Annotated in this window: 18 protein-coding genes; 3 read left to right on the top strand and 15 right to left on the bottom strand. The window is 56.8% G+C overall.

Features of this window, described 5'->3' with window-relative positions:
• Window positions 1–3: 3 nt before the first annotated feature.
• Window positions 4–390 carry a DUF1987 domain-containing protein gene (locus tag K5Y32_RS19080; RefSeq protein ID WP_222185467.1) on the top strand — a complete coding sequence of 129 codons (387 nt, stop codon included), beginning with the start codon at window positions 4–6 and terminating at the stop codon, window positions 388–390.
• The gene (locus K5Y32_RS19075) at window positions 387–1,097 is read left to right on the top strand and encodes a GGDEF domain-containing protein (RefSeq protein WP_370635119.1); all 711 of its coding nucleotides are present in this window, start codon (window positions 387–389) and stop codon (window positions 1,095–1,097) included. Before K5Y32_RS19080 ends, K5Y32_RS19075 begins: the two co-directional genes overlap by 4 nt.
• On the opposite strand, the gene mrdA is transcribed toward K5Y32_RS19075, so the two are convergent.
• The 11 genes from mrdA to K5Y32_RS19020 form a co-directional block, all read right to left on the bottom strand.
• Window positions 1,098–2,972 (bottom strand): penicillin-binding protein 2, encoded by a 1,875-nt coding sequence (gene mrdA, locus K5Y32_RS19070; protein WP_222185466.1) that lies wholly within the window; start codon window positions 2,970–2,972, stop codon window positions 1,098–1,100. It lies immediately after the preceding gene.
• Between the two features lie 187 nt (window positions 2,973–3,159).
• Window positions 3,160–3,873: a purine-nucleoside phosphorylase gene (gene deoD / locus K5Y32_RS19065; RefSeq protein WP_008103284.1), complete on the bottom strand. Its 714-nt coding sequence runs from the start codon at window positions 3,871–3,873 to the stop codon at window positions 3,160–3,162.
• Window positions 3,874–3,906: 33 nt separating this feature from the next.
• The gene (deoB, locus tag K5Y32_RS19060; RefSeq protein ID WP_222185465.1) at window positions 3,907–5,130 is read right to left on the bottom strand and encodes a phosphopentomutase; all 1,224 of its coding nucleotides are present in this window, start codon (window positions 5,128–5,130) and stop codon (window positions 3,907–3,909) included.
• 94 nt (window positions 5,131–5,224) lie between these two features.
• Window positions 5,225–6,547 carry a thymidine phosphorylase gene (deoA, locus tag K5Y32_RS19055; protein ID WP_222185464.1) on the bottom strand — a complete coding sequence of 441 codons (1,323 nt, stop codon included), beginning with the start codon at window positions 6,545–6,547 and terminating at the stop codon, window positions 5,225–5,227.
• Between the two features lie 62 nt (window positions 6,548–6,609).
• A complete protein-coding gene (deoC, locus tag K5Y32_RS19050; protein ID WP_222185463.1) occupies window positions 6,610–7,389 on the bottom strand; it encodes a deoxyribose-phosphate aldolase in 780 nt (259 codons plus the stop codon).
• 291 nt (window positions 7,390–7,680) lie between these two features.
• Window positions 7,681–8,460: a TatD family hydrolase gene (locus K5Y32_RS19045; RefSeq protein ID WP_222185462.1), complete on the bottom strand. Its 780-nt coding sequence runs from the start codon at window positions 8,458–8,460 to the stop codon at window positions 7,681–7,683.
• On the bottom strand, window positions 8,457–9,509 hold the full coding sequence (locus K5Y32_RS19040) for a patatin family protein (protein WP_110867276.1): 1,053 nt from the start codon (window positions 9,507–9,509) through the stop codon (window positions 8,457–8,459). The genes K5Y32_RS19045 and K5Y32_RS19040 overlap by 4 nt, the downstream gene beginning before the upstream one ends.
• Before the next feature lie 179 nt (window positions 9,510–9,688).
• Window positions 9,689–9,850, bottom strand: a complete 162-nt coding sequence (locus tag K5Y32_RS19035; RefSeq protein WP_007893192.1) for a DUF1328 domain-containing protein — start codon at window positions 9,848–9,850, stop codon at window positions 9,689–9,691.
• Between the two features lie 93 nt (window positions 9,851–9,943).
• Complete coding sequence (gene osmY, locus K5Y32_RS19030) at window positions 9,944–10,558, bottom strand: molecular chaperone OsmY (protein ID WP_101761824.1); 615 nt, start codon at window positions 10,556–10,558, stop codon at window positions 9,944–9,946.
• Window positions 10,559–10,819: 261 nt separating this feature from the next.
• The gene (prfC, locus tag K5Y32_RS19025; RefSeq protein ID WP_101761823.1) at window positions 10,820–12,409 is read right to left on the bottom strand and encodes a peptide chain release factor 3; all 1,590 of its coding nucleotides are present in this window, start codon (window positions 12,407–12,409) and stop codon (window positions 10,820–10,822) included.
• A gap of 258 nt (window positions 12,410–12,667) precedes the next feature.
• Entirely contained in the window at window positions 12,668–13,771 is a 1,104-nt protein-coding gene (locus K5Y32_RS19020; protein WP_222185461.1) for a M20 peptidase aminoacylase family protein, read from the bottom strand.
• A gap of 238 nt (window positions 13,772–14,009) precedes the next feature.
• On the opposite strand from K5Y32_RS19020, the gene ftnA reads away from it, so the two are divergent.
• Window positions 14,010–14,516, top strand: a complete 507-nt coding sequence (ftnA, locus tag K5Y32_RS19015) for a non-heme ferritin (RefSeq protein WP_101761821.1) — start codon at window positions 14,010–14,012, stop codon at window positions 14,514–14,516.
• A 60-nt stretch (window positions 14,517–14,576) separates the two neighbouring features.
• On the opposite strand, the gene K5Y32_RS19010 is transcribed toward ftnA, so the two are convergent.
• From K5Y32_RS19010 to K5Y32_RS18995, 4 genes are all read right to left on the bottom strand, one after another.
• The gene (locus K5Y32_RS19010) at window positions 14,577–17,420 is read right to left on the bottom strand and encodes a bifunctional diguanylate cyclase/phosphodiesterase (RefSeq protein WP_222185460.1); all 2,844 of its coding nucleotides are present in this window, start codon (window positions 17,418–17,420) and stop codon (window positions 14,577–14,579) included.
• Between the two features lie 200 nt (window positions 17,421–17,620).
• A complete protein-coding gene (locus K5Y32_RS19005) occupies window positions 17,621–19,357 on the bottom strand; it encodes an iron ABC transporter permease (RefSeq protein ID WP_222185459.1) in 1,737 nt (578 codons plus the stop codon).
• Window positions 19,358–19,359: 2 nt separating this feature from the next.
• Window positions 19,360–20,325, bottom strand: a complete 966-nt coding sequence (locus K5Y32_RS19000; protein WP_255602717.1) for an ABC transporter substrate-binding protein — start codon at window positions 20,323–20,325, stop codon at window positions 19,360–19,362.
• A gap of 49 nt (window positions 20,326–20,374) precedes the next feature.
• A complete protein-coding gene (locus K5Y32_RS18995; protein WP_222185457.1) occupies window positions 20,375–21,442 on the bottom strand; it encodes an ABC transporter ATP-binding protein in 1,068 nt (355 codons plus the stop codon).
• Window positions 21,443–21,690 lie beyond the last annotated feature (248 nt).

Genomic DNA, 21,690 nt, shown 5'->3' with positions numbered 1-21,690 from the left:
TTGATGCAAAACCTTGTTATTGCTGCCACAGAGAGCACGCCCGAAGTGAGTTTTGATTTTGCCGCCGGTCAGTTTGCCCTGCGCGGTGAATCCTGGCCGGAGAACGCCGCGGCGTTTTATCGTCCGCTGCTGGATGCGTTAGAGAACTGGCAGCCGCAGCCGGGCGGCGACGTTGAAGTGAATATCGCGCTGCGCTACTTCAACAGCTCCAGCACCAAAATGCTGTTCAGCCTGTTTGATCTGTTCAACCAGCGCGCGCAGAGCGGCCAGAACGTGGCGCTCAACTGGTTCTTTGACGCCGAAGATGATGTCTCGGAAGAGTTTGGTCAGGAGCTGGCGCTGGACTTCACCGAACTGCAGGTGAAACTGCAGGCGGAAATGGCATCGTGATGGACCTCAACGAGCTGTTCCGCGAAGAGAGCGATGTGCTTAATCGCTCGCAGGATGTGGCGGCTCAAACCACGCTCAGCGCTGAGGATTATCGCGATGCGCTGCTGATGGTGAATCGCCATTATCAGCGCCTGATGCGTGAAACCTATCGCATGATCTCCCGCAGCGACCGCGCCGAGCGTGAGCTTAATCGCGTCAACGAACAGCTGCATCAGCTGGCGCAGGAGCTGGAGTACAAAGCCAGCCACGATCCGCTGACGGCGGTGTGGAATCGCGGGGCGATTATTCAGCGCATCAGCCAGACGCTAAGTCACGGCGCTGCGGCGCTGATCATTCTGGATATCGACCACTTCAAACGCATTAACGACGAGTTCGGTCATCCGATGGGCGATAAGGTGATTTGCGCGCTGGTGTCGCGTATTCAGGCGCACTGCCCGGCGGAAGCCAGCATTGGGCGCATTGGTGGCGAAGAGTTTACCGTGCTGCTGCCGCACTATCGCTTGTCCGATGCGGTGATTGTGGCGGGCGCGATTCACGCCTCGCTGAATGCTTCGCCGCTGGCGGTGTTGCCCGGCCAGCTGGTGACCGCCAGCCTTGGCGTTAGCTATGGCAAGCCGGGTTCTGATTTCGAGACGCTGTATAGCAATGCCGATGTGGCGCTGTACGACGCTAAAAATCACGGCCGCAATCGGGTGTTCTTCCGCTGATTACTGCGCGGCGGTCACCACCGGCGGCGGTGTGGCTTCTGGCACAAAGATGTGGTCGAGAATATTGCGCATCAGCGGTGCCGCCGTGACGCCTTCGTTGCCGCCGTTTTCCAGAATCAACGCCACCGCCACTTTGGGATCGTTAAACGGCGCAAACGCGGTGTAGAAGATGTGGTCACGCAGGCGCATCGGCGTCATTTTGGCGTTATACACCTGATTCTGCTTCAGGCTGAACACCTGCGAGGTGCCCGATTTCGCCGCAATGCCGTAAGGCGCGGTGTGGAAGTATTTGTAGCCGGTGCCGTTCGGCGCATTCGCCATGCCAAACATGGCGTGGCGCACCAGCGACCAATACGGCGATTTGGCATCACCAATCTGCGGCTGCGGTAATTTTGCCTGATACGGCTGCACCACCGTGCCGCGCTGCGATTTCTCCAGCAGATGCGGATTAATCACGCGGCCATTATTCAACAGCGCCACCAGCGCTTTCACCATCTGAATCGGCGTCGCCACCCAGTAACCTTGCCCAATGCCAACCGAAACGGTATCGCCCTGATACCACATCTTTTTGTGCACTTTTTGCTTCCATTCACGGCTTGGCAATAATCCGGCGTACTCTTCGTTGAGATCGATGCCGGTCGATTTGCCATAGCCAAACTGGCTCAGCATGGTGTGGATACGATCGATACCCATCATAAACGCCACCTGATAGAAGAAGCTATCCGCCGACTCTTCGATCGCTTTCGTCACGTCCAGCATGCCGTGACCGGTTTTTTTCCAGTCGCGATATTTACGATCGGTACCCGGCAGCGTCCAGGTGGGCGCGCCAAATAGGGTAAAGCTCGGCGTGATGACTTTGGTCAGCAGCGCCGACATCGCCATATAAGGCTTCACCGTGGAAGCCGGCGGATACAAGCCTTGCGTGACGCGGTTGATCAGCGGCAGGTCTTTATCCTGCAGCAGGGCTTTATAGGCTTTGTAGCTGATGCCTTTGACGAACGGATTGGGATCGTAGCTCGGCGCGGAAACCATCGCCAGCACGCTGCCGTCGTGCGGATCTTCAATCAGCGCCGCCGCGCGTTGCCCGGCTAACTGGCTCTCGACGTACTGTTGCAGATGCAGATCGAGCGTCAGCGTGATGTTCTGACCGGCCACCGGCGGCACCTCTTTCAGCACGCGCACGATGCGGCCGTGGTTATCCACTTCCACTTCCTGATAGCCGGTTTTGCCGTGCAGCAGCGATTCGTAATAGCCTTCAATGCCCTGCTTACCGATGTTGTGGTCCGCCGCGTAATTCTCGCCAACGCCTTGCGCATTCAGGCGTTTGTAGTCGTTATCGTTGATTTTCGAGACATAGCCAAGCACGTGCGCCAGGTCGGCACCGTAAGGATATTCACGGTCCTGATAGGTATCGACGGTGACGCCGCTAAAGCGGAATTGATTGACGGCGAAGCGCGCTACTTCTTCGTCAGTCAGTTCCGCTTTCAGTTCAACCGGCTTGTAGCGGCTGTTCTGTTTGAGCTCGTGCTCGAAGGTTTCAATCTCTTCCGGCGTGAGATCGACAATCGGCGTCAGCTCTTTCAGCGTTTCCTGCATGTTGTCGATTTTGTACGGCGTGATGTGAATGTCGTACCAGCTGACGTTGCGCACCAGCGGGATGCCGTTGCGATCGAAGATCAATCCACGCGTGGGCGCGATGGGGATCATTTTGATGTCGTTCTCGTTGGAACGTGTCTGGTAATAGCTGTGCTGATCGACCTGCAGGCGATACAGGTTGATGCCTAAAATGGTAAAGCAGATGACAACCAGGGCAAAAGCGACAATCGCACGGCGGGCAAACAGCTTTTCTTCTGCTTCGAAATTACGGAAATTCATCAGGTGGGCTTAGTCTCTTTGTTATCACGCTAATGATAAGCAGAGATTGTTTCAGAGCCAGCACGAAGATGCACAAGCCTGGGTAAAAGTGTGTCAGATGTTTACGGGGGGAAGCCAGGTCGCCATGAATGGCGCCCCTACGACGAATGTAGGGTCGGCATTTATGCCGACCTGGTTAACGCAGTGATTAATCGCCCAGCAGCACTGACTCCAGCGCGATCTTAATCATATCGTTGAAGGTGGTCTGGCGCTCAGCCGCCGTGGTCTGCTCGTGGGTGCGGATGTGGTCCGACACGGTACAGATGGTCAGCGCTTTCGCACCAAACTCTGCTGCCACGCCGTAAATACCCGCCGCTTCCATCTCCACACCCAGAATGCCGTACTTCTCCATCACGTCGAACATCTGCGGATCTGGCGTATAGAACAGATCGGCGGAGAAGATGTTACCCACGCGCGCATCAACGCCCAGCGCTTTGGCGGCGTCAACGGCGTTACGCACCATGTCGAAGTCCGCAATCGCCGCGAAGTCGTGATCCTTGAAGCGCATGCGGTTCACTTTGGAATCGGTGCAGGCACCCATACCAATCACCACGTCGCGCAGTTTCACGTCTGCGCGCACTGCGCCGCAAGAACCGACACGGATAATCTTCTTCACGCCGAAATCGGTGATCAGCTCTTTGGTGTAGATCGAGCAGGATGGAATGCCCATGCCGTGACCCATCACCGAAATCTTGCGGCCTTTATACGTACCGGTGTAACCCAGCATGCCGCGCACGTTGTTCACTTCCACCACATCTTCGAGGAAGGTTTCCGCAATGTGCTTAGCGCGCAGCGGATCGCCCGGCATCAGTACGACGTCCGCGAAATCACCCATTTCTGCATTAATATGAGGCGTTGCCATGGTTATTTTCCTTATTAAATTTGGGGCGCTGTTTTACAGCATGCTCTTGCCGTAGTCCATGCTGGACAGGCCAAAATATTTTGCGATGGTCTGGCCGATATCAGCGAAGGTATCGCGGTATCCCAGCGATCCTAGCTTCACATTCGGGCCGTAGATCAGAATCGGAATGTGCTCACGCGTGTGCTCGGTGCCTTTCCAGCTTGGATCGCAGCCGTGATCGGCGGTGAGGATCAGAATGTCGCCCTCTTTCACCAACTCCATCAGCTCTGGCAAACGACGATCGAACAATTCCAGTCCGCCCGCATAACCGGCGATATCGCGACGATGTCCCCACGTTGAGTCAAAATCAACGAAGTTAGTGAACACAATCGAATTATCTGGCGCTTTCTTCATCTGTTCGATGGTGGCGTTGAACAGCGCGTCTAAGCCGGTGGCTTTGACCTTCTGCGTGATGCCCTGCTCGGCATAGATATCGGCGATTTTACCCACCGAAATCACTTCACCGCCCTTCTCGTCAACCAGCTTTTTCAGCATGGTCGGCGCTGGCGGTTCCACGGCCAGATCGTGACGGTTGCCGGTACGCTCGAAGTTACCCGCTTTGTCGCCAACGAACGGACGCGCAATCACGCGGCCGATGTTGTAGCCGCCATTGGTCAGCTCTTCACGGGCGATTTCGCACAATTCGTACAGGCGATCGAGGCCAAAGGTCTCTTCGTGGCAGGCAATCTGGAACACCGAATCCGCCGAGGTGTAGAAAATCGGCTTGCCGGTTTTCATGTGCTCTTCGCCGAGCTGGTCGAGGATCACCGTGCCCGATGAGTGACAATTTCCGAGATATCCCGGCAGATCGGCACGTTTCACCAGAATATCCAGCAGCTCCTGCGGGAAGCTGTTCTCTTTGTCGCTGAAATAGCCCCAATCAAACAGCACCGGCACGCCGGCGATTTCCCAGTGGCCCGACGGCGTATCTTTACCGGACGACAATTCGCTGGCGTAAGCATACGCACCGATGATTTCCGCGTTGGGATCGAGGCCTGGCGGGAAACGACCGGTAGAGAGCTCAGCCGCTTTGCCGAGGCCCAGTTTGGTCAGGTTAGGTAAGTGCAGCGGGCCTTCGCGACCTTCATTGGCGCGGCCTTCGAAACAGGCTTCGGCGATATGGCCGAGCGTGTCCGATCCTTCATCACCGAATTTATCGGCGTCTTTGCTGGAGCCGATCCCGAAGGAGTCGAGAACCATAATAAAAGCACGTTTCATGCAAGTCTCCTGCGCAATGCGCGATGACAAGTCAAAAAAAAGCGATCAGATCAGTATACCCGAACGGCCGCTGCCTGGCACGAAGAAGCGCCAGTTATTCGCTAATGCGACGATAAACTACCGGCGTAATCGCTGGCGCAGTATCGCTCAGCGTGATGGCTGCTTTAACGGCGGCGGCGGCCTGCTGCCACTGCGCTTCCGACGCGGCGTGGATAATTGCCAGCGGACGCTGCGCGTCAATCTGCGTGCCGAGCGTGGTCACGTCGCTCAAGCCCACGCTGTAATCAATGCTGTCGCTGGCGCGCTGGCGCCCCCCGCCGAGCGCAACCACCGCCATGCCGAGCGCACGCGTATCCATTGCGCTGACGATACCGGCGCCATCGGCGTATACCGCTTTGCTCAGCGTTGGCGCGGGCAGATAGCTGTCCATGCGCTCGATGAAATCCACCGGACCCTTTTGCGCCGCCACCATGCGGGCAAACACTTCGGCGGCTTTGCCATTATCCAGCACCTGCTGCAGCTTTTGGCGCGCATCGGCGTCATTTTCGGCCAGTTTGCCGGAGATCAGCATTTCCGCGCACAGCGCCATCGTCACTTCCAGCAGACGCGGATTGCGCGCCTCGCCGGTCAGGAACTGCACCGCTTCACGCACTTCCAGCGCATTACCGGCGGTGGAAGCCAGCACCTGATTCATGTCGGTGAGTAGCGCGGTGGTTTTACAACCTGCGCCATTGGCGACGCCAACAATCGCCTGCGCCAGATTTTCTGAGGCTTCGAAGGTCGGCATAAAGGCGCCGGAGCCCACTTTCACGTCCATCACCAGCGCATCCAATCCTTCCGCCAGTTTTTTGGCGAGGATCGACGCGGTGATCAGCGGAATGGAGTCCACGGTGGCGGTGATATCGCGCGTGGCGTAAAAACGTTTGTCGGCCGGCGCCAGCGAATTGGTCTGACCGATAATCGCGATGCCGACGTCTTTGATAATCTGGCGGAAACGATCGTCGCTCGGGAAGATATCAAAGCCCGGAATCGCTTCCAGTTTATCCAGCGTGCCGCCGGTGTGGCCGAGGCCGCGCCCGGAGATCATCGGCACATAACCGCCGCACGCCGCTACCATCGGGCCGAGCATCAGCGAAGTGACATCGCCAACGCCGCCGGTGGAGTGTTTATCAACAATCGGGCCGTTGAGATTCAGCGATTTCCAGTTCAGCACCGTGCCGGAGTCGCGCATCGCCATGGTCAGCGCCACGCGCTCGTTGAGCGTCATATCATGGAAATAGATGGTCATCGCCAGCGCGGCAATTTGACCTTCCGAAACGCTGTTGTCGCGCACGCCGTTGATAAAGAAGCGGATCTCCGCTTCACTCAGCGCCTGGCCGTCGCGTTTTTTACGAATAATTTCTTGTGGCAGGAACACGGTTGCCTCCCCGGAATAGAGAGGTCGCCATAAATGGCGACCCTACGAACATCGATATGAACTTAGTAACCCGCTTTGCTGGTCGCGGTTTCGTGGCCCAGCGTATTCAGCAGGCTTGCCAGCAGGCTGGAAGCGCCAAAGCGGAAATGACGCGCATCCGCCCAGCCTTCACCCAGAATGTCGTCCGCCAGCTGCAGATAAAGCGCCGCGTCTTCTGCAGTGCGCACGCCGCCCGCCGGTTTGAAACCAACCTGCTGCTTCACACCTTTGTCGCGAATCACTTGCATCATGATCGCCGCCACTTCTGGCGTCGCGTTGACCGGCACTTTACCGGTGGAGGTTTTGATGAAATCGGCACCCGCATCGATAGCGATTTCCGAAGCGGCACGAATCAGCGCTTCGTCTTTCAACTCACCACTTTCGATGATCACTTTCAGCAGCACGTTCGCCGCCGCGCAGGCTTCTTTACAGGCTTTCACCAGCTCGAAACCGATATCACGGTTACCGGCAATCAGCGCACGATACGGGAACACCACATCCACTTCGTCAGCGCCGTAGGCGATGGCCGCGCGGGTTTCAGCCAGCGCGATCTCAACGTCATCGTTGCCGTGCGGGAAGTTAGTGACGGTGGCGATGCGGATTTCTGGCGTGCCCTGCTCGCGCAGCGCTTTACGAGCTGACGGGATGAAACGCGGATAGATGCAGATGGCAGCGGTGTTACCGCCTGGGGATTTCGCCTGACGGCACAGCGCGATCACCTTCTCGTCGGTGTCGTCTTCGTTCAGGGTGGTTAAATCCATCAGTTGCAATGCGCGCTGTGCTGCTGCTTTCAGGTCGGTCATGATGCTCTCCAAAATTCAGATCGGCGGGCACAACCCACCGGGGAATGTGATAATTCTAACAACTACCGTGACGATGAATTGCGCTTCACGTCACACTAAAAAGAAAACCTGTCATTTAAATACAATTATTTAGTGACATTCATCACAAATAACCGCGAATCGAGCGGGAATGCGCCGTGATGGTCATTGTTATTATTATCACAAAAATGGGCGTAAAAGTGTACTCTCAGCTTTATTAATGTAGCCAATCAGGCGTAAGGCAGCGTAAATGCAGAATCTGTCGGGGGAGAATCAGGCGGGCAAAGCGAACAACTGCTGGCTGTTATGCCACAGCGCGTCGGCGATCGCTTCGGGGGATTCGCTGCGCAGCTGACACAGCACGTCAAACACGTTGCGCGCCCGCTCCGGACGATTAGGCTGGCCCTGAAAACCGTGCAGCGGCATATCGGGCGCGTCGGTTTCCAGTAATAACGCCTTGAGCGGCAGGTTGGCGATGGTGTTGCGGGTTTTACTGGCGCGTTCATAGGTGATGGTACCGCCAACGCCAATTGCATAACCAAGCTGGATAAAGCGCTCCGCCTGCTGCTGGCTGCCAGCAAAACCGTGTACCACGCCACGGCGCGGCAGATCGTGACGACGTAAATGCAGCGCCAGCTGATCGTGGGTGCGGCGCGAGTGCAGGATCACCGGCAGATCGTACTGCTTCGCCAGCTGGAGCTGCTTATTGAGCAGGCGCGTCTGTTTGGCAAATTGCGCATCCTCCATATAGAGATCGAGACCGATCTCGCCGATCGCCACACGCTTGCTATTCGGCTTTTTCAGCCAGCGCTCTAACTCATCAAGATGCGCATCTTCCTGATGCTCAGCAATATTGATTGGATGCAGACCCAGCGCGGCATATAGCGCCGGATGCTGCTGCGCCAGTTGCGTCACAAGCGCGAAACGGCTGGCATCCACGCTCGGTACAATGATGCGTTCCACGCCGGCTTGCGCAGCGCGTGCAATGCTGGCGTGCGCATCATCAACGAACGGCGGGAAATCGAAGTGGCAATGCGTGTCGATAAACTTCATGCCAGCGAGCCTTTATCAAAATCGGCATCGTTTTCCGCCAGCGCGGGCGTAATCAGCGGGCGATTGTCAGGCGCATTCGCCACCGCTGCCGGCGGCGTAACCGTGGTTGAACGCACCAGCGGCTCAGCATCGCTTAGCCATTGACCGAGCGTGGCGAGGAAATAGCGCCCGCTGCGGCGGCCTAAATGATAATCCTGATTCAGCGATGACAAGCGGCTGCCGAGCGCCATGCTTGCCAGCGGTTTCGGCGGACAGATTTCAATGATGCGCAGGTTATCCGGCGGCTGCTCAATGAACTGCTGAATTTCGCGATAGCTCTCTTCATGCTGATGCAGGATGTTGATCATCGGCTGCAATGCGCTGTCGGACAAAAAGCGTTCCATGCGTTTAAACCACTTCGGCGTGTAGGACACCTGCGACGGCACGGTGCGGATCACCACAATGGTGTCCGCGCCACGGCGCGCAGCTTCGCGTACCGGAATGGCATCGCTGATGCCGCCGTCAAGATAGCTCACGCCGTCCATCTGCACGCCGCTGCGGTAAAAACCGGGGATCGCGCTGGACGCTTTTAGGATGTCGTGCCAGTTGGTGCTGATCGGGTTGAAGTACTCGGCGCGGTAATCGTCGCTGCGGCAGGCACACATATAGAATTCGCTGCCTTTGGCAAACAGCCCTTCGGCGGTGTTGAGCGCCAGCGGGAATTCCTGTTTGGTGATATCGATCAGCCAATCGAGATCGATAAGATGCCCGCCGCGCACGAATCGTAGCGGATCAAAGAACAGTTTGCTGGTGGTGTAACGGGAGATCACGCGTCGCGCGTAGCCAGGCTGGCCACAGACAAATGCCGACAGGTTTTGCGCCCCGGCCGAGGTGCCGAGTAACAGTTGAAAAGGATTGAAGCCTGCGCGTTGAAATTCGTCCAGCACGCCTGCGGTAAAGATGCCGCGCTGACCGCCGCCTTCGCACACCAAGGCGATTTTATTCGATTTAAAAGGAGTTAAAGCCAGCGGTTCGAATGAACCTAATGTCAACGGAATACGTGTGCCCAATGGATGTCCCTCAGTGTTGCTTGCTCTGAGGGAGTCGCCGAAGCAGCATCCCGGAGAACCAGTCATTGTCGTTCCCTGACCAATTGCTTCTGCAATCGTTGCGGCTTCGTAGTATGCCGCACAAGACCGGTCTCCGCTTTAGGTGACTCGCGGGTTAGCGTCTATTGAGACGCAAGTAGTCAGGGTCGTTTGCGCCCGGTAAACAGGCTCACGAGGAACAGAATAATACCGACAATGAAGACAATTTTAGCTGCCCATGCTGCCGTACCCGCCAGACCGCCGAAACCTAATGCCGCAGCAATCAGAGCGATGACCAGAAAGATAATACCCCAACGAAACATAAGCCTCTCCTTTACCATTGTGAAAATCGAACTGCTTATTTACACCTTTGTTTTTATTACGAAACGGCACCTGCTGGTGCCGAGTCGCTCGCGTTAAGATTTCACCTTCAGGTCATTCTTCACGCTTTTCACGCCTTCAATGGCTTTGGCGATCTTCTCAGCACGATCGGACTGTGCCTGATTCGCCACTTCCCCTGATAACTGCACCACGCCGTCGGTGGTTTCCACCTTAACGTTGCGTGATGGCACGATATCATCTGCTAAAAGCTTAGCTTTAATTTCGCTGGTGGTTGCGGTATCGCCCGCATAACCTTTCAGAGAAGCATTTTTGCTGTCTTTAACGTGTAGTTTGTCGCTGACGGATTTCACACCTTCGACTTTCTGCACCAGCGCGACGGCTTTTTCAGCCTGATCCTGAGAAGCCACGAAGCCGCTCAGTGTCACCACGCCATCGTGCGTTTTGACGGAGATATCCGTGCTTTTAATTGCGTCATCATCCACCAGCGCCGCTTTGGCTTTAGCCGTGATGCCGCTGTCATCCATATAACCATCGACTTTTTTCATAGAGCTATCGATCTTCGCACCCGCGCTGTCGGAGGTTTGCTGTGCTTTCTGCGACAGTGATTCATCTGCAAATGCCGCACCGCTCAGCAGAGCAGAACCGGCCAGGGCAGCAATCAGGGTTTTAGCAATCTTAGTCTTATTCATCGATATCATCCTTCTATCAGTTAACTCATCCGTTATCGCGGATGCGCCAGCAACGAACGGCGTTGCTGAGTTACTGGACGTAATGAAACCCGCAAGGTCTCTTTTCTCGTCCGACAGGATAATAGTAGTAGGGATTACAGCTTTTGCTGGCTCTTGTGGTTGATATATCGCCAAAAAGAGAAAAAAACAGCGGAATTAGGAGGAGTCTGTAACAAACAAAACAGGGCCAGTGAAAATCACAGGCCCTGCTGGCAACGGCGATTAGTGCTCGCGCGTTTTGCGGAATCTCACGTCAGGATAGCGTTCCTGAGTGATGTTGAGGTTCACCATGGTTGGCGCGATATACGTGAGGTTATCACCTCCATCGAGCGCCAGGTTCACTTCATTTTTACGCTGGAAATCGTCGAATTTCTTCGCATCATCACACTCAACCCAGCGAGCGGTTGAGACGTTGATGGCTTCGTAGATCGCTTCAACGTTGTATTCGCTTTTCAGGCGTGCCACCACCACTTCGAACTGCAGCACACCGACCGCGCCCACAATCAGATCGTTATTGTGCACCGGACGGAACACCTGCACCGCGCCCTCTTCCGACAGCTGAACCAGCCCTTTCAGCAGCTGTTTCTGCTTAAGCGGATCGCGCAGACGGATACGGCGGAACAGCTCTGGCGCGAAGTTCGGAATGCCGGTGAACTTCATGTTTTCACCCTGCGTAAAGGTGTCGCCAATCTGAATGGTGCCGTGGTTGTGCAGACCAATGATGTCGCCCGGATAGGCTTCTTCTACGTGCGAACGGTCGCCGGCCATAAAGGTCAGTGCATCGGAAATCACCACATCTTTACCGGTACGCACCTGACGCAGCTTCATGCCTTTTTCGTACTTGCCGGATACCACACGCATAAAGGCGACGCGGTCGCGGTGCTTCGGGTCCATGTTTGCCTGGATCTTAAACACGAAGCCGCTAAATTTCTCTTCCTTTGCTTCCACCAAACGCGCGTCGGTGTTGCGCGGCATTGGACGCGGCGCCCAGCTAACCAGGCCATCCAGCATATGATCAACGCCGAAGTTACCCAGCGCGGTGCCGAAGAACACCGGCGTGATTTCGCCACTCAGGAACAGCTCCTGATCGAACTCGTGCGAAGCGCCCTGCACCAGCTCCAGCTCATCGCGCAGCTGCTGTGCCAGATCTTCGCCTACTGCGGCATCCAGTTCTGGATTCGCCAGCCCCTTAACAATGCGCACTTCCTGAATGGTGTGGCCTTTACCGGTTTGATACAGGTAAGTTTCGTCGTTGTAGAGGTGATAAACCCCTTTGAACAACTTGCCGCAGCCAATCGGCCAGGTAATAGGTGCGCAGGCGATCTTCAGCTCACTCTCCACTTCATCCAGCAGCTCCATGGGATCGCGGATGTCACGGTCGAGTTTGTTCATAAAGGTGATGATTGGCGTATCGCGCAGGCGCGTCACTTCCATCAGCTTACGGGTGCGATCCTCAACACCTTTCGCGGCGTCGATTACCATCAAACAGCAGTCAACCGCCGTCAGCGTACGGTAAGTATCTTCAGAGAAGTCTTCGTGTCCTGGCGTATCCAGCAGGTTCACGAGGCTGTCGCGATACGGGAACTGCATCACCGAGGTGGTGATGGAGATACCACGTTGTTTCTCCATCTCCATCCAGTCCGATTTCGCGTGCTGGTTGGAGCCGCGGCCTTTGACGGTACCGGCGGTTTGAATCGCCTGTCCGAACAGCAGCACTTTTTCGGTGATTGTGGTTTTACCGGCGTCCGGATGCGAGATGATCGCAAAGGTACGGCGGCGCGCCACTTCTTCTAAAAAGGAGGCATTAGACATTGAGTGAATTCTTCTTCAAGGGCAACACGCGGACAGCGCGCTGCGAATAAATCGTTTCGAGGTCATTCCGCAGGATAACGCGGCCAATGGCGACGCAGTGGCGTCGGTTCACAGCAAGAGGTGTGCGATCTACATTGGCGGCAGTCCTGAATCCCGTCAGCATTGAGGCGGCATAGCATACAATATTTCGCCGAGTGGGGAAATCGTCGCATGGTAGTGCCCTTGTAGGGTCGCCATTCATGACGACCGATTCACATTTCAGCCCAACACCCGCACCACCGCCGCCTTAAAGATCTTCACCCCAATCTCCAGCGAACTCAGCTCAAAGCGCATCTCAGGATGATGCAAACCCGGCACCAGATTGGTTCCCAATCCCCAGAAACCGGCTTTCACCTGCGGATTTTTTACCGGGTAATAGAAGAAATCTTCGCTGCCCGGCGTGGTTTTGGTATCCAGCAAACCCTGTTCGCCCAGCACATCGACAATCGCCGCGCGAATCACCGCCGTGGCTTCCTCATGAATCTCTGCTGCTGGCATCTCTTTCAGCACCACCACGTCCGCCGTGGCACCCAGCGCCGCCACGCTGTGCTGAATCGCCAGCGTCACTTTCTCTTTCAGCACCTCCATTGGCGCGTTTTCCTGCGAACGCAGATCCCACACCACGCGCGCCTCATCCGGCACCGAGTTGGTCACGCCCGCATCGCACAGAAAGCGTGTAGCTTTCACGCTCCAGGTCAAACCCGGCGGCAGATGGATGGCGTTGACGGCCTGTACCGCTTGCACCGCCGCATCCAGCGCGTTGACGCCCAAATGCGGACGCGCCGCATGCGCCGGTGCACCTTTGATGGTGGCTTCCAGCGTGCTGCAGGCGGAGTAGATCACCGCTGGCGTCGCTTGCCCCACCTGACACTCTTCCAGCGGACGCACATGGAAGCCGAGAATCATCTCCACATCCTCCAGCGCGCCGCCCTCAATCATCGCCAGCGCACCCGCACCGAGCTCTTCAGCCGGCTGGAATAGTAGCTTGAGCCGCCCTTTCTTGATCGCGCCCTCTTTCATCAGCTCTTGCGCTGCCGTCAGCACCACCGACGAATGACCATCGTGGCCGCAGGTGTGGCGCGCACAGGCTACGCCATCAATGATATGACCGAGCGCATCCATATCCGCACGCAGCGCCAGCACCGGACCGGGCACGCCGCTGTCGATTTCCGCCACCATGCCGGTGGTGTTATTGATGCCGCGCGTCACTTTAATTCCGGCGCTTTCCAGCTGATCGGCAATATAAGCAGAGGTTTTGAATTCCTGAAAACCCAGCTCGGGAATTTCATGCAGAAAATGGTAATGCTCTAAGACGTTCGACACCGCTAAGCTCCTGACAAGTAAAGGCAAGCCTCAGCATCGCCCGATGCGCAGCTATAATCAATCAAGCGTGAATGAAAATTAGTCAAATATGAGAACTCTTCGCATTCAACATGTGGAATAATTCCATTTACAATCAATAAGATAAATTCAACCTTTTTGCGAAAAACCCTTCACAAAAAAGTATAGATTGATGCATAATTCGCCGTACTTCACCTGACAAATTAAAAAGGACTCAGCCATGTTAACTGCTGAAATGACCTCACGTTTAAACGACCAACTGAACCTCGAATTCTTCTCTGCCAACCTCTATCTGCAGATGAGCGCCTGGTGCAGCGATAAAGGCTATGAAGGTGCCGCTTCATTCCTGAAAATGCATTCTCGCGAAGAGATGCAGCACATGCAGAAGCTGTTCGACTACGTCAGCGATGCCGGCGCTTTGCCGGTGCTGGGCAGCATTGCGGCTCCGGCGATTAGCTGGACTTCACTGAATGACGTGCTGGAAGAAGCGCTGAAGCATGAGCAGTTGATCACAAAAAAAATCAACGAGCTGGTGCACACCGCATTAACTACGCAGGATTACTCCACCTTCAACTTCCTGCAGTGGTACGTTGCCGAGCAGCATGAAGAAGAGAAGCTGTTCAAAACCGTGCTGGATAAACTGGCGATGGTCGGCAACAAAGGCGAAGGCCTGTTCCTGGTGGACAAAGATCTCGGCCACATGTCCGTCGACGGCCACGGCGCATAATAATAAAGATTACACACAGCAAAATAGAGAACGCCCGACATGTCGGGCGTTTTTTTATGCCTATTCCAACTCTTTCAACCGCAACTCCGATGGCTGCGGACGGCCAAAGAAATAACCCTGAAACAGCGTACAACCCTCTTCACGCAGTTTGGCGTACTGCTCGCCGCTCTCCACGCCTTCGGCGGTGATCTGAATATCGAGGCTGCGGCTCATGCCGGTAATGGCGCGGATAATCGCCAGCGCCTCGCGGCTGTCGCCCATATCGTTGATGAACGACTTGTCGATTTTGATTTTGTCGAACGGGAACGAGCGCAGATAGCTAAGCGATGAATAACCGGTGCCGAAATCATCCAGCGCAATCTGCACGCCGAGAGCTTTCAGGCTTTGCAGCGTGCGGATGTTGCCGAGCGTGTCGTCCAGCAGCACCGACTCCGTGATCTCCACTTCCAGCCGATGCGGGGCAAGCCCGGATTCACGCAGCGCACCTTCCACCACCGACACCAGCGAGCTGTTCTTAAACTGCAGCGGCGACAGGTTCACCGACACCGATTGTTCGGTGTTCCAGCTCTGCGCTTCGCGGCAGGCTTCATACAGCGCATAAGCGCCGAGCATATGAATCAAGCCGGTCTCTTCAGCGATCGGGATAAAATCGTTCGGCATGATCAGCCCTTTAATCGGGTGATGCCAGCGCATCAGCGCTTCATAGCCGATGATGCCCTTCTCGTTGGTGATCGGCTGGTAATAAAGCTTAAGCTGACGACCAGAAATCGCATCACGCAGATCGTTTTCAATCACGCGACGGCTGCGCGCCTGATTGTCCATCTCAATGGTGAAGTGTTCGAAGCGATTGCGGCCATTACGTTTGGCTTCGTACAGCGCCATATCGGCGCAGCGCAGCATATGTTCCGGCGTGTTAGTGGCTTGCGAGGTAAGCGCAATGCCGACGCTCAAGCCCACCGACAGATTATGCCCTTCAACGTTGATCGGCGGACGGATCGCCTCGATCAGCCGCTGCGCCACCACCGCCGCTTCATCGGCAGCACGCACATTGGGTAACACGATGGCAAACTCATCGCCGCCAATGCGCGCCAGCGTATCGTGATCGCGCAGCGCGCTGCGCAGGCGTTTCGCTACCACGCGCAGCAGGTCATCACCAATCTGGTGGCCGAGCGCATCGTTGACGTTTTTGAAGTTATCGAGATCGAGACACAGCGTGGCGCTGACCTGGTGGTTCTGACTATCGACGCGCAGCGCTTCACTCAGCTTCTGGCGGAACAGCACGCGGTTGGGCAGGCTGGTGAGATTGTCGTGATGCGCCATATGACGAATACGCGCATCGGCTTCGCGCTGATCGGTCACGTCCTCGACAATCAGCATCACGTAGTTCTGACGCATATCTTTGCCGCTGATGGTGGTGGCGCGCGTATGCAGAATGCGCTCGCCACCCGCTGTCAGCAGCAGCTGTTCGCGCGAGTGAATGCCTTCGCTGCGCAGCGCCACATCCGCCAGGCTGTTGAAGTAATCACCCAGCTCCGCCGACATACATTCGTGCGGGCGCTTGTGCATGATCAGCGCTTTGTTGATGCCAAACAGCTGCTCAGCTTTGTCATTCACCATCAGGATTTCACGGCTGATGGCATCTTCAACGATCACGCACGAGGGAATATTGCTGATGATGGTGTCGAGAAAACCCGACAGCTCCGACATTTTCGCGCTCTGCGACTGCGCCAGATCCCGTGCGCGCAGCAGTTGCTGCTCGTTCTCACGCCGTTCGGTGATATCGCGGGTAATTTTGGCGAAGCCGATCAGTTTGCCGTTTTCATCATAAATCGCTTCGATAACAACGTGGGCCCAAAATGCCGAGCCATCTTTGCGGTAGCGCCAGCCTTCATCTTCAAAACGCCCGGTTTTCAACGCAATGCCGAGGTTAGCTTCGGGCGCATTGGCATGACGTTCCGCTGAACTGTAAAACACCGAGAAGTGCTGACCGACAATCTCGTCAGCCAGATAACCTTTAGCGCGCTGTGCACCGTTGTTCCAGTTCACCACGCGGCCCTGCACATCCAGCATATAGATGGCGTAATCGCGCACGCCTTCCACCAGCAGACGGAATTTCTTCTCCTGCTCGTGTTGTTTACGCAGCAGCGCCTGTTGTTCGGTGCAGTCGCGGGTGATTTTGGCGTAGCCAATCAGCTTGCCGGCATCATCACGGATTGCGTCAATGATGACATGTGCCCAAAACGCGCTGCCATCTTTGCGGTACCGGTAGCCTTCGTCTTCGAAACGACCGGTTTTGAAGGCGGTGGTGAGGTTTTTTTCCGGGATATGGTTTTTACGATCCTGGGCGCTGTAGAAGCGTGAGAAGTGCTGTCCAACAATCTCTTCGGCAACGTAGCCTTTCGCGCGCTGTGCGCCTACGTTCCAGTTTTCCACGTTGCCGTCCAAATCGAGCATATAGATGGCGTAATCACTGACGCCTTCCACCAGCATGCGAAAGCGCTGTTCCTGCTCGCGCTGTTTGCGCTGCTGCTCTTGCTGCTCGGTGCAGTCACGGGTGATTTTGGCAAAACCCAGCAGCTCACCAAACTCATCGCGGATAGCGTCGATCACCACATGCGCCCAAAACGCGCTGCCATCTTTACGGTAACGCCAGCCTTCGGTTTCAAAGCGCCCGACCGCCGTCGCTGTCGCCAGACCACGCTGCGGCGCGCCGTTTTTGCGATCCTCTTCGCTGTAGAAGAGCGCAAAATTCTTCCCTACGATTTCATCGGGCGTGTAACCTTTGGCGCGCTGCGCGCCGCTATTCCAGTTCGCCACCGTGCCATCGGGTTTGAGCATGTAAATGGCGTAATCCACCACGCTCTGTACCAAAAGTCGGTACATGACGTCAGAGTTATTATTCATTGTTATTCGCCTATTGCTGGGCTGGTATCGTCGAAACTTAAGAAAATTCTTAATTATCAAGCAGACTTAAGCGCAAATACGCAGCGCTGACAAGCGCTATTCATCCGCAGACAAATGTTGGTAGGTATGTTATCGGCAGTGGCGAGAAAATGTTCAGTAGGATACTTCACAAATCATCATACGTTGACGGCAGGCTGGCGTTACGCTTGCCACGGTAAAATGCCGTGCGGCAAGCGTCGCGTCAGGCGTGTGGCAACCGCCATTAATAAGCAAACCACCACAATCATCAGGCAGCCCACCGCCGCCGCCAGCGACGCGGATCCGCCTTCATCAAGGAATACGATGGTCGGTCCGATGGTTTGCGTTTGCGAGGTGACCAGCAGCACCGAAACCTGGATTTCATTCAGCGCGGTGAGAAACACCAGCACGCTGCCCGCCAGCGCCGACGGTGCCGCCAGTGGCAATAAGATGTCGCGCATGCGGCGCAGAAAACCGGCGCCGCACAAACGTGCCGCTTCATCTAATGCCGGTTCCAACTGGGCGAATCCGGCCAGCGTTGGGCGCAGCACCAGCGCGAGGAAGTTCGCCAGATAGGCGGCAAGGATGATCCACACCGTGCCATACAGCGAGACATTAACGATCGGCAGCGGACGCAGGAAAAACAGCATCGCCGCCACGCCGGTGACAATGCCCGGCAGCGCGTAGGTCAGTTCACTCGCCAGCCACAAACCGCGCACTAATTTGGTTCGCCGCCAGCTGAGGAAATAGGCGAGAAACAGCGCGCAAACCGTCAAAATCAGCGCCGCCAGCGTGGTCAATCCGAGGCTGGTGAGAAATGCCTGCCGCACCGCCGGATAACCCCACAACGCGGCGCGGAAGTTCTCCAGCGTCAGCGTTTGCCAGCTGAGCGCCTGGCCAAAACCGCTGGTGAGCGCGGTGATCAGCAGCGCGCTGAGCGGCAACAGCAAGGTCAGCGCCATCCACAGCCAGGCGACACTTTCAATCGCCACACGCCCGCGCCCCAGCGATTGCTGCCACAGGCGCGGCGCACCGTTGACGCGCACATCATGGCGTCCGCCCAACCAGGCGCTGGCCGCCATGCCCGCCAGCGTAATCACCGCAATCAATAACGCATACACCGCGGTGTTTGGCAGCGCGCTCGGACCAATGCCGTTCAGTTGCTGATACACCAGCGTGATCAGCGTTGGCACGCGCGCCGGAATCCCCAGCATCGCCTGAATACCGAAGTTGCCCGCCGCCGCAACAAAGGTCAGCGCGGCACCGGCAAAAATTGCCGGGCGCGCCAGCGGCAGCACAATGGTGAACAGGATGCGCGCGCGTGACGCACCGCTGGCCTGCGCCGCTTCCACCAAATCGGCGGGCAAACGGCGCAAACCGGCGCGCACGGTGAGGAACACCAACGGCGCATTGTGCGTGCCAAGCAGCAGCACAATGCCGGTTAAGGAGTAGAGCGGCTGCTCGCCGGGCGCAAACCACGGCAACTCAAGCGTGGCAAACAGCAGCGCCAGCGGACTGCTTGGTGCCAGCGCCTGTAGCCAGGCCAGCGCCGTCACCTGCGGCGGAATCATCAGCGGCAGGATAAACGCAAACACCCACGCGGTTTTGGCACGTAGATCGCTAAGCGCCACCAGCCACGCGGCGGCAGTGCCAAGTACCACGGAAATCAGGGTAGAACTGAGCGCGATGAGCAACGTATTGCCGCTGGCGATCAACACCCGATCGCTCGCCAGCAGGCGCGTTAAGCGCGCGATATCCGGCACGCCGTTGGGCGCAATGGCGGTCCACACCAGCCGCATCAGCGGTGCCACCGACAGCAAACCAATCAGCAGCACCAGCATTGCCAGAATCAGCCGTTCGCTGTTAAAGCGTGGCGCTTTGCGCGCCGCGCTGCGCCATTCGTTGCTCAACACGCTCATGCTTAGCCGCCAAACAGCGCGGTGAACCGATCGCGCACTGCCGCATCTTCTTTGATCGCTTTCGCCACGTCCGGCGACAGCAGCTTGATTTTATTGATCGGCGTGAAGCCTGCCGGTGCTGAGACGCGATCATCCACCGGACGGTTGCCCTGCTCGACCACCAGCTTCTGGCCTGGCTCGGAAAGCATAAAGTTAACGAAGGCTTTGGCGGCCGGCAGGTTGTGCGCGGTTTTCATGATGGCAACCGGTTCGGTGACATACGACACGCCCTCTTTGGGATAGACCAGATCCACCGGTGAACCCTTTTTCTTCGCCAGAATCACGTCGGCGTCGGTGATGATGCCGTACTTATCCAGCCCGCTGGCGACCGCCTTCAGCGCCGGGCCGTTGCCGCCCTGCGGCGCGATGCCGATGGCCGCCAGCTTTTTGTAGAAGCTCCAGCCAATCGACGGCGTGTTGATATCGGTGTGCAGCTTGTAGAGCGCCGCGCCGGAGTAAAGCGGGCTTGGTACCGCAATCTGCCCTTTGTTGGCTTCCACCGCCAGCGCGTTCCAGCTATCAATCGGCTGCGCATGCTGGGTGTTGTAGGCAATTACCGTGGCGATGATTTTGGTGCCGAAGAAGGTTTTGTCTTTGTCGTAAAACGATGGATTGATGTGGCTAAGCGGCGCATCGCTGTAGCTGTAGAGATGGTTTTCGTTTTTCAGCGCGCCGAGGTTGATAGCGTCGGCAATCAGCAGCACATCTGGCTTGGCTGCGCCGCTCATCATTTCGGTGCGCAGCACGTTCATTAACTGCGTGGTGCCGTTGCGCGTCCACTCGACCTGCACATTGGGATAGGCGGCTTTAAACGCATCCATGGTTTGCTGGGCAATTTCGGGTGCCTGCGAGGTATAAACCACCAATTTCCCTGCTGGCGCCTCGTCGGCAAAGCTGGCGGCAGAGATCACGAATCCACTGGCTAACATCAACACGTTTAACGTCGTACGCATAGCATTTCCCTGAAGGTTTAGAAGATTAAGAAGGAAGAATCCAGCCGTCACGCAGCGTCACACCCACAGTGGCGTCGACAACGGGTAAAGGCTGATCGGCCAGCAGCAGCGTGATGCTGCATTCGGGCGCGGCCAGCGGCGTCACGTTGAGCTGATAGTGGCCGCCGCGATAGATCACCCGCTGCACGCGCGCGGCAAACCGTGGTTCGCCCGGCGCGGCTAAGTGGAAATCGACTGCGTGAAAACTGGCTTGCGCCTGCGGTTGCGGGCGCTGATGCGGCGCGCAGCGTAACGACACGCGCATACCGCACAGCGTGGCATAAGCGCGGCCCTCGCCGAGCGGTTCGATATCGCTGATCGGCAGCACTTTGCCGTCGTCAATAAAGCGCGCGACCATGGCGTTCGCCGGTTCGCGCCACAGCGTTTGCGGCGTGGCGAACTGCATCACACGGCCGGCATCCATCACCACGATGCGATCGGCCAGCGCCATCGCTTCATGCTGATCGTGGGTGATGTAGAGCAAGGTGGCGTGACTGTGATGATGGAAGCGGCGGAACTCCTCTTCCATGGTGGCGCGCAGGTGGACATCGAGGTTGGCGAGCGGCTCATCGAGCAGAACTAAGGTCGGTTGCGCCACTAAACAGCGCGCCAGCGCCACGCGCTGACGCTGACCGCCGGAGAGATCGGCGGGACGACGGGCGGCGAACGCTTCCAATCCCACCAGCTCCAGCGCCTGCTCCGTGCGGCGCTCGCGCTCGGCACGCGCGACGCCGTTCACTTTCAGGCTGTAGGAAACATTTTCCGCCACCGTCATATGCGGCCACAGTGCATAGCTCTGGAACACCACGCCAAGCTGACGATCTTCCGGCGGCAGATGCACGCCCGGCGCAGCGAAGCAGCGGTCGCCAACGTGGATTTCTCCGGCATCGGCGGTTTCAAAACCGGCCAGCAGGCGCAGCAATGTAGTTTTGCCGCAGCCCGACGGGCCCAATACGGCGATGAATTCTCCCTGCGCAATCTGCAGCGAGATGTCTTGCAATACCGGCTGCGCCGCAAAGGATTTGCGCAGCCCGCGCAGTGTGATTGATGCCATGTTTCTGGCCTTTCGCTAACAGTCCGGCTAAGACCCTACGACACTGTGATGACGATTCCATGACATTGAAGCGGGTCGCCATAAATGGCGTAATGCTTGTCTGATAAGCAGCACGCTGACATCGCAGGGGTATCGCCCGCTAAGCATCCGACAGTTTCAGAATGCCTGGCTTGGTTTTTCGAGAGTCTGCATTTCTGCGCATCTGGTTGCCATGAATGGCAATCCCAGGGGATTCATAGCGATTTTGA

The sequence above is a fragment of the Pantoea sp. DY-15 genome (genome assembly GCF_019795935.1).
Lineage (GTDB): Bacteria > Pseudomonadota > Gammaproteobacteria > Enterobacterales > Enterobacteriaceae > Pantoea > Pantoea leporis.
This window is presented reverse-complemented; position numbering and strand designations above follow the sequence as displayed.

Coding starts and splice junctions, on each gene's coding strand:
- deoD (WP_008103284.1), bottom strand. CDS start 3,873: ATGGCAACGCCTCATATTAATGCAGAAATGGGTGATTTCGCGGACGTC.
- K5Y32_RS19035 (WP_007893192.1), bottom strand. CDS start 9,850: ATGTTTCGTTGGGGTATTATCTTTCTGGTCATCGCTCTGATTGCTGCG.
- deoB (WP_222185465.1), bottom strand. CDS start 5,130: ATGAAACGTGCTTTTATTATGGTTCTCGACTCCTTCGGGATCGGCTCC.
- K5Y32_RS19045 (WP_222185462.1), bottom strand. CDS start 8,460: ATGAAGTTTATCGACACGCATTGCCACTTCGATTTCCCGCCGTTCGTT.
- ftnA (WP_101761821.1), top strand. CDS start 14,010: ATGTTAACTGCTGAAATGACCTCACGTTTAAACGACCAACTGAACCTC.
- K5Y32_RS19010 (WP_222185460.1), bottom strand. CDS start 17,420: ATGAATAATAACTCTGACGTCATGTACCGACTTTTGGTACAGAGCGTG.
- osmY (WP_101761824.1), bottom strand. CDS start 10,558: ATGAATAAGACTAAGATTGCTAAAACCCTGATTGCTGCCCTGGCCGGT.
- mrdA (WP_222185466.1), bottom strand. CDS start 2,972: ATGAATTTCCGTAATTTCGAAGCAGAAGAAAAGCTGTTTGCCCGCCGT.
- K5Y32_RS18995 (WP_222185457.1), bottom strand. CDS start 21,442: ATGGCATCAATCACACTGCGCGGGCTGCGCAAATCCTTTGCGGCGCAG.
- K5Y32_RS19000 (WP_255602717.1), bottom strand. CDS start 20,325: ATGTTAGCCAGTGGATTCGTGATCTCTGCCGCCAGCTTTGCCGACGAG.
- prfC (WP_101761823.1), bottom strand. CDS start 12,409: ATGTCTAATGCCTCCTTTTTAGAAGAAGTGGCGCGCCGCCGTACCTTT.
- deoC (WP_222185463.1), bottom strand. CDS start 7,389: ATGACCGACCTGAAAGCAGCAGCACAGCGCGCATTGCAACTGATGGAT.
- K5Y32_RS19005 (WP_222185459.1), bottom strand. CDS start 19,357: ATGAGCGTGTTGAGCAACGAATGGCGCAGCGCGGCGCGCAAAGCGCCA.
- K5Y32_RS19080 (WP_222185467.1), top strand. CDS start 4: ATGCAAAACCTTGTTATTGCTGCCACAGAGAGCACGCCCGAAGTGAGT.